The organism is Dyadobacter sp. CY261 (assembly GCF_021440085.1).
Classification (GTDB): Bacteria; Bacteroidota; Bacteroidia; order Cytophagales; family Spirosomataceae; genus Dyadobacter.
This window is the reverse complement of record NZ_JAKCPW010000010.1, coordinates 33,457-49,764: the sequence shown is the minus strand read 5'-3', so window position 1 is coordinate 49,764 and position 16,308 is coordinate 33,457. Positions and strand designations below refer to the sequence as shown.

The 16,308-nt window shown below is 49.5% G+C and carries 11 protein-coding genes; 5 read left to right on the top strand and 6 right to left on the bottom strand.

What is annotated here, in order from left to right; genetic code table 11:
• The first annotated feature begins 83 nt into the window (after positions 1 to 83).
• Positions 84 to 1,862 (top strand): DUF885 family protein, encoded by a 1,779-nt coding sequence (locus tag LZD49_RS25090; protein WP_234670440.1) that lies wholly within the window; start codon positions 84 to 86, stop codon positions 1,860 to 1,862.
• 50 nt (positions 1,863 to 1,912) lie between these two features.
• Here the strand turns inward: LZD49_RS25090 and LZD49_RS25085 are convergent, their stop codons facing one another.
• A complete protein-coding gene (locus LZD49_RS25085) occupies positions 1,913 to 2,560 on the bottom strand; it encodes a hypothetical protein (protein ID WP_234670439.1) in 648 nt (215 codons plus the stop codon).
• A 146-nt stretch (positions 2,561 to 2,706) separates the two neighbouring features.
• On the opposite strand from LZD49_RS25085, the gene LZD49_RS25080 reads away from it, so the two are divergent.
• Genes LZD49_RS25080 through LZD49_RS25070 form a run of 3 tightly spaced genes read left to right on the top strand, consistent with a single transcriptional unit; the run spans position 2,707 to position 8,725 of the window.
• A complete protein-coding gene (locus tag LZD49_RS25080) occupies positions 2,707 to 5,025 on the top strand; it encodes a PSD1 and planctomycete cytochrome C domain-containing protein (RefSeq protein WP_234670681.1) in 2,319 nt (772 codons plus the stop codon).
• Positions 5,026 to 5,053: 28 nt separating this feature from the next.
• The gene (locus LZD49_RS25075) at positions 5,054 to 6,508 is read left to right on the top strand and encodes a DUF1501 domain-containing protein (RefSeq protein ID WP_234670438.1); all 1,455 of its coding nucleotides are present in this window, start codon (positions 5,054 to 5,056) and stop codon (positions 6,506 to 6,508) included.
• A 42-nt stretch (positions 6,509 to 6,550) separates the two neighbouring features.
• Positions 6,551 to 8,725, top strand: coding sequence for a c-type cytochrome domain-containing protein (locus tag LZD49_RS25070; protein ID WP_234670437.1), 2,175 nt, complete (start codon positions 6,551 to 6,553; stop codon positions 8,723 to 8,725).
• Here the strand turns inward: LZD49_RS25070 and LZD49_RS25065 are convergent.
• From LZD49_RS25065 to LZD49_RS25055, 3 genes are all read right to left on the bottom strand, one after another.
• Complete coding sequence (locus LZD49_RS25065) at positions 8,722 to 9,900, bottom strand: AGE family epimerase/isomerase (protein ID WP_234670436.1); 1,179 nt, start codon at positions 9,898 to 9,900, stop codon at positions 8,722 to 8,724. The two genes, LZD49_RS25070 and LZD49_RS25065, sit on opposite strands and share 4 nt — an antisense overlap.
• A 56-nt stretch (positions 9,901 to 9,956) precedes the next feature.
• Complete coding sequence (locus LZD49_RS25060; RefSeq protein WP_234670435.1) at positions 9,957 to 12,593, bottom strand: glycosyl hydrolase 2 galactose-binding domain-containing protein; 2,637 nt, start codon at positions 12,591 to 12,593, stop codon at positions 9,957 to 9,959.
• A 204-nt stretch (positions 12,594 to 12,797) separates the two neighbouring features.
• Entirely contained in the window at positions 12,798 to 13,124 is a 327-nt protein-coding gene (locus LZD49_RS25055; protein ID WP_234670434.1) for a hypothetical protein, read from the bottom strand.
• A 180-nt stretch (positions 13,125 to 13,304) separates the two neighbouring features.
• On the opposite strand from LZD49_RS25055, the gene LZD49_RS25050 reads away from it, so the two are divergent.
• The gene (locus tag LZD49_RS25050; protein WP_234670433.1) at positions 13,305 to 14,588 is read left to right on the top strand and encodes a sorbosone dehydrogenase family protein; all 1,284 of its coding nucleotides are present in this window, start codon (positions 13,305 to 13,307) and stop codon (positions 14,586 to 14,588) included.
• On the opposite strand, the gene LZD49_RS25045 is transcribed toward LZD49_RS25050, so the two are convergent.
• On the bottom strand, positions 14,589 to 15,356 hold the full coding sequence (locus LZD49_RS25045; RefSeq protein ID WP_234670432.1) for an SDR family NAD(P)-dependent oxidoreductase: 768 nt from the start codon (positions 15,354 to 15,356) through the stop codon (positions 14,589 to 14,591). It lies immediately after the preceding gene.
• 53 nt (positions 15,357 to 15,409) lie between these two features.
• A complete protein-coding gene (locus LZD49_RS25040; protein ID WP_234670431.1) occupies positions 15,410 to 16,291 on the bottom strand; it encodes a cyclase family protein in 882 nt (293 codons plus the stop codon).
• Between the last annotated feature and the right edge of the window lie 17 nt (positions 16,292 to 16,308).

Sequence of the window (16,308 nt, the reverse complement as noted above, 5' to 3'; positions counted from 1 at the left end):
CGCATGTAATGGAATCATAGCGTGAACTTTGATTTCTTCCGGCACTTTTTGTTTACTTTACAAATCCTCAAACGATATCATTCATGAAAAAACTGGTTTATTACGGATTTGTCGTGGCTGTACTGACCATTCAGGCCTGCCAGAAGAAATCAGAAAACGCAGAACAAACCATGCCGCCGATCAGCGAAGTATTTGCAAAATATTATGAAGAAAGGCTTCCGCTTTATCCGCTGGAAGCCACGATGAACGGCGACAACCGTTACAACGATAAGATGTCTGACGACCTTTCGCAGGCCGGAAAAGCTAAAATGACGGCATTTTACAGGAAATATCAGGACGAACTGGCCAAATATGAACGGTCAAAACTGACACCTGAGGAGCAAACCAGTTGGGACCTGATCGAGTGGGAATGCAGCGTGAACCTGGATGGATTGAAATTCCCGACGGAGTTAATGCCGATCAATCAGATCTTTTCTACCCACCTGATGATCGGCCAGATGGCCAGTGGGAGCAGCTTGCAGCCTTTCAAAACGGTGAAGGATTATGACAACTGGCTGAAACGGGTCGACGGTTTTGTGGTGTGGTGTGATACCGCGGTAGTGAATATGCGGAAGGGGATCAAGGAGGGATACGTTTTACCTGCTCCATTGATCAAAAAAGTGATCCCTCAACTGGCTGATATGGATCACGGCCCAGTGAAAGACCATCTCTTTTACTCGCCTGTGAAAAATTTCCCAAAGGACTTTTCGGATGAAGACAAGGCCCGTCTGGAAAAGGAATATGCAGTGATGGTGGAATCGAAGATCATCCCGACGTTCCAGAAAATGCATGTTTTTGTGGAAAAGGAATACGTCCCCGCCGGCCGGATTACCGACGGCTTCGATGCGCTTCCGAACGGAAAGGCTTTGTATAACTATTATATCAAGTATTTCACAACCACCGAAATGACCGCCGAAGAAATCCACCAGATCGGCTTGAAAGAAGTAGCACGGATTTCAGGGGAAATGGAAAAGGTGAAAGCGCAGGTGGGATATAAGGGTGATCTTATATCGTTTTTCAATGCGGTGAGGACCAATAAGAAGCTGATGCCGTTCAAGAAGGCCGAGCAGGTGGTCGCGCATTTCAAAGAAATCCATGACCGGATGAAACCAAACCTCCCAAAACTGTTTGAGCTGACGCCCAAAACGCCATTCGAAGTGAGGCGGACGGAGGCATTCCGGGAAGCATCTGCATCCGCTGAATACAATCCAGGACTGCCCGACGGTTCGCGCCCCGGCGTGTTCTACGTGCCCGTACCCGACGCTACTGCCTATAATATAGTTTCAGACGAAAGTCTTTTCCTCCACGAAGCCATTCCAGGACACCACTACCAAATATCGTTGCAGCAGGAAAACACCGCATTACCCGAGTTTCGTAAAAATTTATGGTATAGTGCTTACGGCGAAGGATGGGCGCTTTATACCGAATCATTGGGCAAAGAACTGGGCCTTTACACCGATCCCTATCAATATTTTGGCATGCTGAGCGCCGAAATGCACCGTGCGATCCGTCTGGTAGTGGACACCGGACTGCATTCTAAGGGATGGACGCGGAACCAGGCTATCAAGTATTCGCTGGATCATGAGGCGGAGTCAGAGGAAAGCATTACAGCGGAAGTGGAGCGGTATATGGCCGGGGCCGGGCAAGCATTGTCCTATAAGATCGGCCAGTTGAAAATCCGTGAGCTGCGTTCGAAGGCTGAAAAGGAAATGGGATCGAAGTTCGATATCCGCGCTTTCCACAAGCTGGTGCTGGAGGCGGGTTGTGTGCCGCTCAAATTGCTGGAAGATAAAGCCAATGCCTGGATCAAAGCAGGCAAATGATAAAATTTATAAGAGCAATGTCGGCGACGGCATTGCTCTTATACTATCCCTCACTTTTTCCCCTTTCGAACGACTACATTCGTCACTCGTGACTCTTCGAGCACATCAGGATTGTGCGAACATATAAAGAGACCTACAAGTACTTTGGCCTTAAAGTTGGACATTTCGTGGGTGCCAATCACTTGAAGAGGCTTTCCCTTTGCTGCTCCGCGCATTGTGTACGTATTGCCTTCGCGGCTGATTTCGATTGTCTGTATATTTTTCTCTTTGCTAAAAATCTCGTCCTCCGGGTCGCGCATCTTATCTCCCTTTTTTACCCGCCACTGCATCACCGTTAGCCCGTCGCCATGAATGACGCCGCTCAGGTGCGAGGCATTGTCATCGGTTGATTCCCTTATCATCCATCCCACTTTCCGGTGCGCATCCCGACCTTTTCCGACAAACTCAAAGTCGGCAGAGACGGTAAAATTCCCTTCCATTTCGCGAAACAAATACTGAAACTCGTCGCGCTCGAACCAAATGTTGTAGCCTCCGCCCTTCATCATGTAAGTTTTTGTAGAGGAGTCGTAGGCAGACGAGCCTGCCAGCTTAGGGTTGCCAATGTCTTTTCCTGCCTCAAAAAGGCCGATTTTGGACGGCGAAAAGCTTGCCAACACAATAGTTGTCAGTAGAATAGCTAAAAAGGTTCTTTGGTTCATAGGAGAAAATAATTGGAGCAGGAACAGTATAGCACAGGATAGTTAGATGGCCTTAATTGGTATTATTGCTTCAATAAATGTACATTTTTTTAGTTAAGTATATATACTAATAAAAAAGTGTGGTTGATGAACCTGAACCCATGATGATGAATTTGAAGACTAATTTTTTTCTGCTGACCGGGACGGTGGTCATGGCTTTGGGCTTTCAGGCTTGTAACAATAAGCCCGGAAGCCCTGGGGAGGAGAAGTTGCCGGAGCAGGTGAGCTACAATTTTGACATCAGACCGATCCTTTCTGACAAATGCCTGGCCTGTCACGGACCCGATGCAAACAAACGGGAAGCGGGCTTGCGCCTCGATGATCCCGCGAGTGCATTTGCTGCGTTGAAGGACAGTCCCAAAGCGCATGCCCTTGTGGCTGGCAAACCCGATCAGTCACAGGCTTATCTTCGGCTAACAACGGAAGATACCACGCTTCGTATGCCGCCTCCTGCGTCCAATCTTAAATTGACCCAGCGCGAAATCGATTTGATCGGCAAATGGATCAAACAAGGTGCGAAGTATGAAAAGCATTGGGCATTTGTGGCACCTAAAAAGCCTAGATTGCCGGAAGTGGAGCATAAGGATTGGGCCAAAAACGACATCGATTATTTCATTCTTGAAAAACAGGAACAAAAAGGACTCGAACCGAGCGCAGAAGCGGATAAAGAGCGATTGCTGAAACGGCTAAGCCTCGACCTTACCGGATTGCCGCCGGGCTTAAAGCTTATGGACGAGTTCATGGCCGATAATAGTCCGAAAGCCTATGAGAAAATGGTGGATAAACTCCTCGCCAACCCGGCATACGGGGAGAAAATGGCGATCCACTGGCTCGACCTCGCGCGCTATGCCGATTCGCACGGTTACCAGGACGACGGCTACCGTACCCAATGGCCCTGGCGCGACTGGGTGATCCACGCCTTCAATAAAAACATGCATTATAATGATTTTGTGACCTGGCAACTGGCCGGGGACCTGCTTCCCAACTCTACGAAGGAGCAACTTCTCGCTACTGGCTTCAACCGGAATCACAAAATCACCGAGGAGGGTGGGGTTATCCCCGAAGAATACCGCATTATGTACGTTACCGACCGTAACGACCTGTTTGGAAAAGGTTTGCTGGGGGTAACGCTGGAATGTGCGCACTGCCACGACCACAAATACGATCCCTTCTCCCAAAAGGAATACTACCAGATGTTCGCATTTTTCAACAATGTGAGAGAGGTGGGGATCGAATCGGTGATCGGCGGGCCGGAAACTTATGCGAAGAAACCATTGATGGAGATCAGCGATAAAGATGTGAAGGACATCCTTACGTTCGTCAACAAGCCAGATACCAACCAGCTCATTGTTTCGGTCATGGGCGATCTGGACACGTTGCGCAAGACTTACGTCCTGAAACGCGGCGCTTATGATGCGCCCGGCGAAGAAGTACAAGCCGGTACGCCCTCCGCCATTCTCCCATTTGATAAGAAATACCCCAAAAACCGCCTGGGCCTTTCGCAATGGTTATTTGACAAACGCAACCCGTTGACTGCCAGAGTGTATGTTAACATTCTTTGGCAGGAATTCTTTGGAAAAGGTATTGTCAAAACATCCGGTGACTTTGGGATGCAAGGCGAGTTGCCCACACACCCCGCACTGCTCGACTGGCTGGCGGTGGATTTCATGGAGCATAATTGGGATATCAAACGGTTTGTAAAGCAAATGCTGATGTCGGCCACTTACAGGCAATCGGCAGTGGTGACGAAGGAGAACCTGGCCGCTGACCCGGATAATATCTACCTGGCACGCGGGTCGCGCTACCGTATCCATGCAGAATTTGTAAAAGACCTCGTGCTTGCGAGCAGCGGCTTGCTCAACCGGGCACTGGGTGGGCCAAGCGTGAAACCTTACCAGCCCGCAGGCTTGTGGGAAGGTGCCACGTCGGGGCGTGGTTTGTTGTCTGTTTATAATCAGGACCATGGCGCGAGCTTGTATCGTCGCGGGATGTACACGCTCATTAAACGAACCGTTCCGCCGCCCACCATGGCCATTTTCGATGCCAGTAACCGGGATTTGTGTGAAGTAAGGCGTCTGAAAACCAATACGCCGTTGCAGGCACTGGTGATGATGAACGACCCCACCGTACTTGAAGCTTCACGTGTGCTTGCTGCGAAATTATTACAGGAAAAGAGCACCACCGAAGAGAAGATTACAAAAGCATTCAGGCAAATCGTTTGCCGCACGCCGAGCCGGAAGGAGCTGGAAGTCCTGACGGGCTATTATCAAAAAGAATTGAAGGAAATACGGCCCAAAGCTGCCGAGAAAATGGTGGCGATAGGCGAATACCCGCTCACACGGAATGTCGATCACAAGACACTCGCGTCGCTGATGCGTGTCATTTCCACCATTTACAACCTCGAAGAAACCATCACAAAATCATAAAGCCGGAAAAGCCCGGCGAACGATGACAATGGAAAAGGAAATCATAGAACACGGATTTAGTTTCAACAGAAGGCGTTTTCTCTCGACCCTAAGCCTCGGGATCGGAAGCGTGGCACTGGGCTCGCTGCTCATGCCCGACCTGTTGAAAGGAGGAGGATTGGAGGAGGAAGGCCTGGCGCCGGGCATCCCGCATTTTGCGCCCAAGGCAAAGCGGGTGATCTATTTGTTCCAAAATGGCGCTCCCTCGCAGCAGGAGCTTTTTGATTACAAACCAAAATTGCGGGAAATGCTGGGGCAGGAAATTCCGCCTTCGGTGCGTGGAACGCAGCGGCTTACCGGTATGACGGCCAATCAGGCGTCGTTTCCGCTCGTGGGGTCTTTTGTGGATTTCAAACAATATGGCCAGTCGCAGGCTTGGGTAAGCAATCTTTTGCCTTACACTTCCAAAATCGTGGACGACCTCTGTTTTGTAAAATCGATGTACACGGAGGCGATTAATCACGATCCGGCATTGACATTTCTTCAAACAGGTTCGCAGCAAGGCAACCGCCCGAGTATGGGTTCATGGTTGAGCTATGGGTTGGGCAACGAGAATAAAAACCTGCCGAATTTTACAGTTTTGCTCTCGCGTGGTGTCGGCAACGGTCAGGGTGTTTATTCCAAATTATGGTCCAACGGCTTCCTGGATTCGGTGCATCAGGGTGTGCAGTTCAGCAAGGGCGAAGATCCGGTGCTGTATTTGCGCGATCCGGAAGGCATGGACCGGAAAGAGCGTCGCGATATGCTCGACAAGCTTTCGGAGTTGAATGATTTGTCCTACCAGGAGTTCGGCGATCCGGAAATCGCGGCGAAGATCAAGCAGTATGAAATGGCGTATCGCATGCAAACAGCGGTGCCTGAGGTACTGGATTTGTCCAAAGAGTCGGATGATATTATCAAGCTATATGGTCCCGAATGCCTTGTTCCCGGTACGTACGCGGCCAACTGCTTGCTAGCACGCAAGCTCTCGGAAAATGGCGTGCGGTTTGTTCAGTTGTACCACCAGGGATGGGACCAGCACGGTAACCTGCCATTTGAAATAACCAAACAGGCTATGGATGTTGACCAGGCTTCGGCTGCATTGGTGACCGACCTGAAACAGCGTGGCCTACTCGATGAAACGCTCGTGATATGGGGGGGAGAATTCGGTCGTACGAGCTACACCCAGGGCAAACTTGCTGCTGATAATTACGGCCGCGATCACCATCCACGCTGCTTCACCGTCTGGATGGCAGGCGGGGGCATCAAGCCCGGTATTGTGTACGGTGAAACCGACGAGCTTGGTTATAACATTGCCAAAGATCCGGTACACGTGCACGATTTCCAGGCTACGATGCTGCATCAGCTTGGTTTGAACCACGAGAAGCTGATATTCAAGCATCTGGGCCGCCGATACAGGTTGACGGACGTTTCCGGCAAAGTGGTGCGCGATATTATCGCCTGATCCTTCTAGTTTTTATAGGTCAAATATTTGGTGGAATTCTAAATGCATTTGAAACTCAAGGTTTTCGCAGAACAGGTATTAGTTGTTGCCAATATCTTCATATTGTTTTTGCTGCTCTTCGAAAGCAAACTGGTGATCCCGGCCTGGCTCCAAACCATCGGCCGCATGCACCCGCTCATTCTTCACTTTCCGATCGTGATCCTGCTGCTGGCGATGCTGCTGGAATTCTTCCGTTTCAAGCCGGAATATGCGGGCAATGCCTTTTACCGCGATTTTCTTCAAGGGCTGTTGCTGATAGGAGCACTGTTTGCAGCGGTGACAGTGGTTATGGGACTTTTTTTGTCACGGGAGGAGGGTTACACGGGCGACATATTAACCTGGCATAAATGGACTGGTGCGGGAATTTTTTTCCTGGCATCCATCATGTACTGGGTAAGGAATGCGAAATGGTATAAGTCTCTCACTGCGAGAGCAGGGGCAATGATTACAGTGGTAGCACTGGTGCTGACCGGTCATTATGGAGCTGCGCTCACCCATGGCAGCAATTTTATCTGGGAACCCATTTCGAGTAAAAAAGAAATTGCAGAAGTGCCGTTAGACCAGGCGGTTGTGTATACGAATGTGATCCGCCCTATTCTGGAACAAAAATGCACAAGCTGCCATAACCCCGATAAACTGAAAGGTGAGCTGGTACTGACCGATCCAAAATCGATCATGAAAGGCGGTAAATCGGGCAAATTGCTCGTTCCCGGTAACCCACAAATGAGCCTGCTGCTGCAAAGGGTGCATTTGCCGATGGAAGAAAAAAAGCACATGCCACCTTCCGGGAAGGCACAGCTTACATTGCAAGAGACCGCATTGCTCACATTATGGGTCAAACAAAAGGCTGATTTTGAAAAGAAACTGAATGAACTGCCTGAATCAGATTCGCTCAGGCTGCTCGCCACTGCTTATCTACGACCGCATAATCAGGAAGAAGAATATGACTTTGTGGCAGCCGATGAAAATAAGGTTAAAGAATTGAATACCGATTACCGTACGATTCTGCCCCTTGCACGGGAGTCGCCGGCATTGGCGGTAAATATCTATAATGCATCGGCCTACAGTGCGAAGCAGATCGATGAACTGGGCGATATCCGCAAGCAAGTCATTTCTTTGAATTTAAATAAATTACCTGTCAAAGACGCGGATTTAAAAAGCATTACGCAATTCGAAAACCTGCGTAAGCTCGATCTGAACTTTACCGATGTAACCGCAGCAGGATTGAAAGAACTCGCAAATCTGAAACATTTGCAAAACGTCACGTTATCGGGCACGAAATTGAATTTGAACGACCTGAAAGGACTGCTGCCTCAATGGAAAAGTGTAAAAACGGTGGCCGTTTGGGATACCAAACTTTCAGCAGCCGACGTCCAGCAATTGCAGCAGGCAAATAAGGGCATGAATATCATTGGCGGATTCAAGGATGACGGTAAAAATCCGCTGAAACTCAATCCGCCACAAATGAAGAATCCTTCGCCAATTTTTGCACAAACATTGGTCGTGGATATTCAGCATCCTATTAAAGGCGTGGATGTGCGTTTCAGCATGGATGGCTCCGAGCCCGATAGCGTAAAATCGCCGCTGCTCGACCATAAAACGGTGATCAATAAAAATACGACTGTCAAAGCCAAAGCATTTAAAAAAGGCTGGTACGGCAGCGATATGATCACTTTTGATTATTTTAAAAGCGCCTATACGCCCGATAGCAGCACATTGCTCGCCCCGCTAAACCGTGTGCACCAAGCGGAGGGAGTGAAGACCTTTTTTGATCATAAATTGGGTGTTATCGGTGCTAACAATCCCGCCTGGGCCAACAACTGGGCAGGCGTTAGGGACAACGACATGGCTTTTGTGTCGGAGTTCAAAACACCAGTGATGCTTTCGTCTCTGGGCGTACGTTACATGGTAGAAGAGGATACCGGTATTTTCCCGCCAGAGCTGGTGGAAGTCTGGGGCGGTACCACACGTGACAATATGAAACTGCTGACAAAGTTCAAGGCGCCAATGCCGGTCAAAGGCGAACGGGCTTCGCTGCGCAGCGTAGAAGGTACTTTCAAGGCGCAACAGGTTTCCTACATTAAGATTGTGGCCAAGCCGCTCAGCAAAATACCCGATTGGCACCGAAACAAAGGAAACCGGGCCCTATTGCTGGTCGACGAAATGTTCCTGAATTAGGCCTTGGAAATGCGGCGCCACATCTCCGCGCAGGCGCGTGCATTGTGGTAGGGGCATTTCCAGAAGTTGATTTTGTCGCCCTTCACCGGCGTGCCATCTTCTTTTACAGTGCCGAACCATTCGCCGCGCTCGTGGTCGATGAATTCGTTGGTAATGTAATCCCAACTTTTTTCGGCTTTTGCTTTAAACTGCGTGTCTTTTGTAAGTTGATAGGCATTGTAAAAACCGACGAGCTGCTCTGCCGCCACCCACCAGCTCCGGTCGGTCTGGGTGTGTTTCGTTTCAGGATCGTACTCGTAGTTCAGCGCCCCGTCCCGGCCGAGGCCTTTTGATGCCGTGGTGGCCATTGCAATGGATTTTTTTTTCATGCGGGCGATCAACTTTTCGTCGTGCAATATTTCCGCTGTTTCAAAAAGCAGCCACGACGCCTCGATATCATGCCCGAACGAAACGATATGATCCTTCGGCTTCCATTGCGCGTCGAAGAAAAGCTGCATTGTTTCCGTTTTGGGATTCACGATGTGCGTAATAATCGCGTCGAGCATGGCAGCGGTTTGCTGTTTCAGCTTTGCATCGGGCCACACGCTGTACAGGTTTGTGTAAGCTTCCACCAAGTGCAAATGCGTGTTCATGCTCTTGGTCCACGGACTTTTGCTCAGGATATAATCGTCGGTAGCCGACCAGTCGCGTGCAAATGCTTCGCGATAACCGCCATTTACCGGATCGAAAGCGTGTTTTTCAATGATCTCAAATAAGGATTGCGCTTTTTCCAAAGCAGGCTTGAAGTGTGTAACCCGGTAATATTCCGCCAGCCCGTACATCGCGAAAGCGTTGCCGTAAATCTGCTTTTTCGTTTCCAGCGGCGAACCATCCGCATTCACCGACCAGTATACGCCGCCATATTCCGGATCAAAAAAGTTTTTGACCAGTTGCTGGTAAGCGCGGTCGGCAAGCGTCAGATATTTTGCTTCTTTCAACAGGCGGTGTGCCAGCGAAAACGTCCACAAAATTCGCCCCGTCAGCACGACCGATCTTGAGGAATCTTTTATTGGCTGGTTTTCATAATTAACCCTTCCATAGAACCCGCCTGTCTCCGGATCCGGCCCATATTTTCCCCAATAATCGAGAATAGCGACAAACTCTTTCTTAAATGCTTCGGGCGTAAATGCGGCCATTGTTCCGGGTTGGTTTTTTAGGAAAAAGCAACCCGGATAGGCTTCATACTGCTCTGCTATTTGGCATCGATCGTAACAGGTTTCTCCTTTGCATTCCAACCTTCAACCGACACCACCGGAGCCACGCCATTTTGCGGTGTGTATTCCAATATTATAACCTTGCTTTCGCCCGGAAGCACAGAAATATAGTTATCATCATAAAACACCGGCAGAATGCGCTTTTGCGTCTTTGGATCAAGGAGTGCCAGGCGGTTGAAGAATGATAAGGGCGCGCCGGCTGGGTTTCTCAATGTTACTTCCACTTTGCCACTGGAGATGATGCGGGCTGTTGCCGTCGCCTGCGATTCGGGCATCGATTGCAGGCCGCTGTAATTGCCAGTCGCGTCGGGGAGCCAGTACAGATTGTCGCTGACGGGCTTCTTGTCGAGATTCAGCAGGCGGAGGGAAAGGAACATGCCTTCTTTTTTGGCCATTTCCCTTATTTCGCGGTTAATATCAATGACCTTCCGCGTAGTGGAAGGCCCTATCTCCACAAAAACTTGTGTGAGCTGTTTGATGTTGCCTTTCATATCGATGGCGTCTATGACAAGCATGAGGTCGTATTGGTGCTTGAAGGTATTGTTGACGATCGCGACAGCGGTATCGGCCGGGTTGTACATCACGTGCAGTGGCTCGCTGCCGGAATGAAGTCCGTAAAGACAGGCATTAGGATCGAGGTAATAGTCGTACATCTGCCCGCGGAGGGAGGTCCATGGATTCTGGGTTTTCCAAATGATCACGCCGGTGTACCAATCCCACATGTGCGCGCTGAAACCCTCCATCAATGCACGGTACTGGTCATAATTGACAAGCTGTGCTTTTTTACCAAAATCCCGCATGTCGGTCGCCTTGCCATATGGCTCAATGTGGTGGTCGTAGCCGATGTATTTATGGTATTGCCAAACGGAGTCCACTTTTTCGCGGCGGGTTTCAGGGGAGTAAACGGGCGCAATTCGGTTGGCTTCGGGGAGAAATCTTTCCAGCGAATGGTAATCGCCAACACCCACCGAGCCGATTTCGGAGTTGAAAGGCCAGGTCCGGTAATTCCAGAAGCGGGCGAGTGGCTGGATGCCATAAGGACCATCTCCGTTGCCACCCAGCGAGTTGAACGACATGTCGTCGGAGTTGGAATAGTCTACAAACCAGCGCGTTCCATCCAACACAGGCAGGATTGAATCACGCAACGACGTCATAATATCGACTGGCAGGGTAATTTCATTTCCACCACACCAGATTGCCAGCGAGGGGAAGTTCCGGATCATTTTGATCTGGTCCGCGGCCGATTCGAGGAACAGGTTGTGGTCGTCGGGGTATTTGCGGCGGGTCCATTGGTCGTCGGCTTTCATAGGGTCCAGCCATCGGCCGTTGCAGTCACCCGATCCCCAGAAATCCTGCATGACCAGGATTCCGTATCGGTCGCATGCTTCGTAAAATTCTGGACGCTCGGTCAATGCACCGCCCCAAATGCGAAGGAGGTTCAGGTTCATATCGCGGTGGAAGCGCACTTCGGCATTGTAACGTTCGTTGGAGAAGCGTAGCATGGCATCGGAAATGATCCAGTTACCGCCTTTGATAAACACCCTTTGTCCGTTGACCGATATTTGCTTGCTTCGGGTTGTAACATTCCAGTCAGCCTGGATCTCGCGAACGCCTACTTTGAAATTTTCAGTATCAGAAACTTGTCCGGCTTGTGTAAACTGCATTTTCAAATCATACAAATCCTGCGCGCCATAGCCATTCGGCCACCATAGTTTAGGGTTTTTTAAAGATAGATCGGGCAATTGTACTTCCAGCGTGGAATGCGGCTGAACGGTCACTTCCTTCGACACCTTATTGCCATCCAAAATATAATGCAAAGTGCCTTTTTGCGGTGCAGTGCCCGGGTTTTCCAATTCGGCCGTCACCTTGATGATTGCGGGTTGCTGCGCGCTACCCGGCGTTCTTTTGCCCGGCACGAGCGTGATCACATGTGGGTTTTTGATATTGATTTTACCTGTTTTTTCAATGGTGACCTTGTCCCAGATGCCGGTATTTCGGTCGCGGACGGGTTGTATCCAGTCCCAACCGGCTACATATTGGTGCGCTACACTCCGTGCGATGGTACCGTCGCCTCCCTGACCACCATTAGGCTTGCCGACTGGATCGGAAGGATAGACGATCACGGCCAGTCTGTTGTTGCCGGTTTTACTCAGGTGGCCGGTAACATTGTAAGTCTGCCGCAGGAACATGCCCGAATGTAGTTTGCTGTTAAGTTTCTTGCCATTCAGAAATACATCACAGCTATAATTCACGCCCCGCAAATGAAGCCACACTTCCTGACCGGGCTCTGCTTTTTCTGCGAAATCTTTGACAAACCAATAGGTGTAGTAATCTCTTCCGGTAGTGAAAATGTCGGGAATCTGCTTGTTGTTCATGCCAAAGAACGGGTCGGGAATCTGTTTGTTGGCCAACATGGTGGTCAGTACAGTGCCTGGTACCACGGCCGGTTGCCAGCCGTTCAATGCGAATCCTGGCGATGAAATGGTGCTTCCCTGTTCCTTCATTTTGGAAATAGGAATGCATTGCCAGCCGTCGTGCAGTTCATAGCGCTGGGCATTAGCCGCAATAGCGGAAAGAAATGTGAAAAAAAAGAAGAGGGTTCGCAGGTTAGTCATTGAGAACAGAATTTGTCGTTATCGGCGATTAGGCAAATATATCTGATCCCAATGCCTTTAAACAAGGAAGGATATTGTATTAATTAAAATATTGACGAACATTCCTCTTATTATTAAATTATATAAAAATATGTCGAATGTGGTTTGAGCAACAAAAAAGCCTGACGCTTAATGCATCAGGCTAATGACGGGCTTGGCGGAGTACTAGTCTCCCTGGTTTTCTTCCTGGCTTTCGTGATTATCACCACCAAGGCTGTAATAATTGTTCTCTTCGTCTTCCCTGCCGATCTCCTCATCGGCGTCGTCAAATTCAGAGCCCGGAACGTCCAGGTCATCGCCGGTGAGGTCATCTTCAAAAGATTTTTCATTCCAATCGCCGGAATCAATGTCCAACTCCCGTTTAACCCGCGAAATATCTTCGGGATCTACGTCAGGATCGATCAGTCCCTGCCGGAAAACATCTTCTTCGGCAGGGTAATTTCCGGGAAGGTCGTCATCATATAGTTCGTCATCATCGTCATTTGGGGCCATAATCGTAACTGTTAAAGTGTACTTGGATAAAAGTCAGGTAATCAATCTTCTATTTTGGGGTAGTCGCAAAAAAAGTATTCCCGCCCCTTATTTACATTGAAACGAGTAGCCGCGAGGTTAAAAAGACGCTACACATTGCTTTTGTGTAAAATAAATGTTTTCACCCAATTTTACGATTGCATGCAAAGAAAATTAATCCGGTCAACCGGCGCCCTGGTTGTGCTGGCCGCGGCCACAGCGCTGTTCGGTTACCGAAACGAAACCATGACCTCTTCTGACAAGTCTCCGATTTACATGCCTGTTGACGCAAAAGATCTGAAACTCCCGGCAGGGTTTTCAGCCACCGTGCTGGCCAGCGACCTGGGGGCCACCAGGCACATGGTGGTGGGTAAAAACGGCGACATGTATGTAAAGCTTTCCAAACTAAAAGATGGCAAGGGGATGTATCTCTTGCGAGATACCAATGGCGACGGCGCGATCGACGAGCAGAAACTTTTTGCGGATTATGCGGGCACCGGGGTGGCCATTAAAGGCGGTTATCTGTACAGCTCTTCCAATAAAGGGGTTTTCAGGTATAAATTGAATGAAAAGGACGAGATTATCGATTTTGACAGTCCTGAAAAAATCATCAGTGGCCTCACCGACCATGGCCGTGACAATGCTAAACCCATTACCCTCGATAATAACGGTAATATTTATGTGACAGTAGGTTCTTACAACGATAACTGCCGTGAGAAGGGATCAGCAAAAGGTATGTCGCCATGCACGATCCTGGATTCCGCAGGCGGGATCTGGCGCTTTAAGGCCGGCCAGCTAAACCAGCAGTTTTCCGACGGCACGCGCTTTGCCACCGGCGTAAAGAACGCTGTTGGTATCGATTGGGACAATAAAACCAATGCATTGTATGCTACGACTCACGGCCGGGGCAAGTTCGATGACATGTATCCGCAGTATTACACTCCCAAGCACAGCGCCGAACTACCTTCGGAAACACTGTACCGCCTGAAAGAGGGCGACGACGCGGGCTGGCCGTACATTTATTACGATCATTTCCAGAACAAGAAAATGCTGGCACCAGAATATGGCGGGGACGGCAAAAAAACAGGGGGAGAGAAGGCGATCAACCCGCTGGTGGCATTTCCGGCTCATCTCGGGCCCAATGCATTGATGTTCTATACAGGCAATCAGTTTCCAGCACGCTACAAAAATGGCGCATTCATCGCATTCCACAGCCAGTCTTCAGAGCTGAAAAAAGGTTATATGGTGGCATTTGTTCCTTTTGTGAACGGCAAAGCAGGTAAATGGGAGATTTTTGCCGACAACTTTGCCGGTACCGACCTGGTCAAACCGACCGGCCCCATACAGCACCGCCCGTGTGGCCTTGCACAGGGACCTGATGGTACTTTGTACGTAACCGACGATTTGAATGGCACTATTTTCAAAATCGCGTACAAAAAGAAATAATTAGAGGCTCATTCCGCCGTCCACGAAAATATTCTGGCCAGTTATGAACCGTCCTGCTTCCGAACAGAGCAGGACGGCCAATGCTGCGCAGTCCTTTGGATCACCGATGTCGCCTGTGGGCGTTTCCATACGTTTATTGATGCGTTCGGGCACGGGCGGAACTTCCTGTTCCAGTCGTGGCGTGCCGATGACTCCCGGCGCAAGGTTATTCACCGTAATATTCTTATCCGCCAATTGCATAGCGAGGTTTTGGACCATATTCAAAACCGCCGATTTCGTGGCCGCGTACACAATCATGGCCGGATGCGGTTTTGTTTGCTGCACGCTCCCGATGGTCAGTATCCTTCCCCAGCCGTTGGTGATCATGGCCGGAGCGAAAGTCTGCATAAGTTGTAAAGTGGATTTGAAATTAGTATTGACCTGTGTGTCGAAATCTTCTGCTGTCACTTTTTCCCATTCGACTGGAATTTGAACGGACGCATTGATTACCAGAATATCGGGTGTTTTTTGAAGTTGTTCGAGCTGATCTGCAATGAAAGCCACGCTGCCGCTTCGTGACAAGTCTGCCTGTACCAAATAGACCTTCCCGCCTTTTTTTCGGATTTCATCTGCAACCGCCTCTGCTTCAGGGCGATCCTTGCGGTAATGAAGGATAATTTCGGCACCGAATTCAGCCAGTGCGAATGCGATGCCTTTGCCTATTCCCTGGCTTGCGCCCGTGATGAGCGCGGTTTTATCGTTGAGCTTAAATTGTCCGGATAACGTCATGACATAGGTTTTTAAGCGGTAGCCTACCAAACCCATGCCAGTTTAAGTCGCCATTATTTGGGCAAAGCGGCGAATGCCCTCACCGGGAACGTTCCGACGCCTTTGAACTTTGGAGGTACGGCGCTGAATAGGTAGCCCGATTCCGGAAGTTGTTCCAGGTTGCAGAGGTGTTCTACGATCAATATTTCCGCACCCAGAAGAATCGTGTGAACCGGCCGGCTATTGCCTCGGGTGTCGTCAATATTATGGCTATCGATGCCCACGAGTTTCACGCCACAATCGCGAAGGTATTCGGCGGTTTCTCGGGTCAGGAACGGGTGGTTTTCATAATAGGCATCTGTGTTCCAGTTGTTCGACCAGCCGGTTTTTACCATAACTGCTTTGCCACGGACTTCCAGATTCCGGAAATATTCAATGCCTATTTCCATGACTCCGGTCGCGTCGATTGTGATCGATTCCAGGTTTGCAAAAGCTTCCAGCCCGACCTCGGAAAGGTCTTTACCATGCGCAAAGCGATGAAACGGGCAGTCGATATAGGTGCCTGTATTGCTCACCATCTCTATTTTGCCGATCTGGAACTCGGTACCTTCCTCGTATTTACCTTTGGAATTTTCACGACTGAGAAAATCGCAGATAATAGGGGCGGGTAGGCCTTTGTAAGTGATTAGTCCATCGAAAATTGTATGGCTGAGATCAACCAGCTGCTCCGGTAGCGGCTGGTTGATCGGCTGGCGTTTGTGCTTCTCCTGAATATAGAATTTATGGAGGATATTAACTTTTCCGACCATCAGCAGCCGAAGGTCTTTGACAATATATTCAGCGAGTTCGGCATCCGAAATAGTGTCCGCGGCGATATCCAGGCGGAAATCCTGTCCCTGAATGCCTCCGCCATTTGTAAATTCAATTTCAAAATCGAAGACTACCCTGTTGTCCATTACTTGCTTTTAAAGTT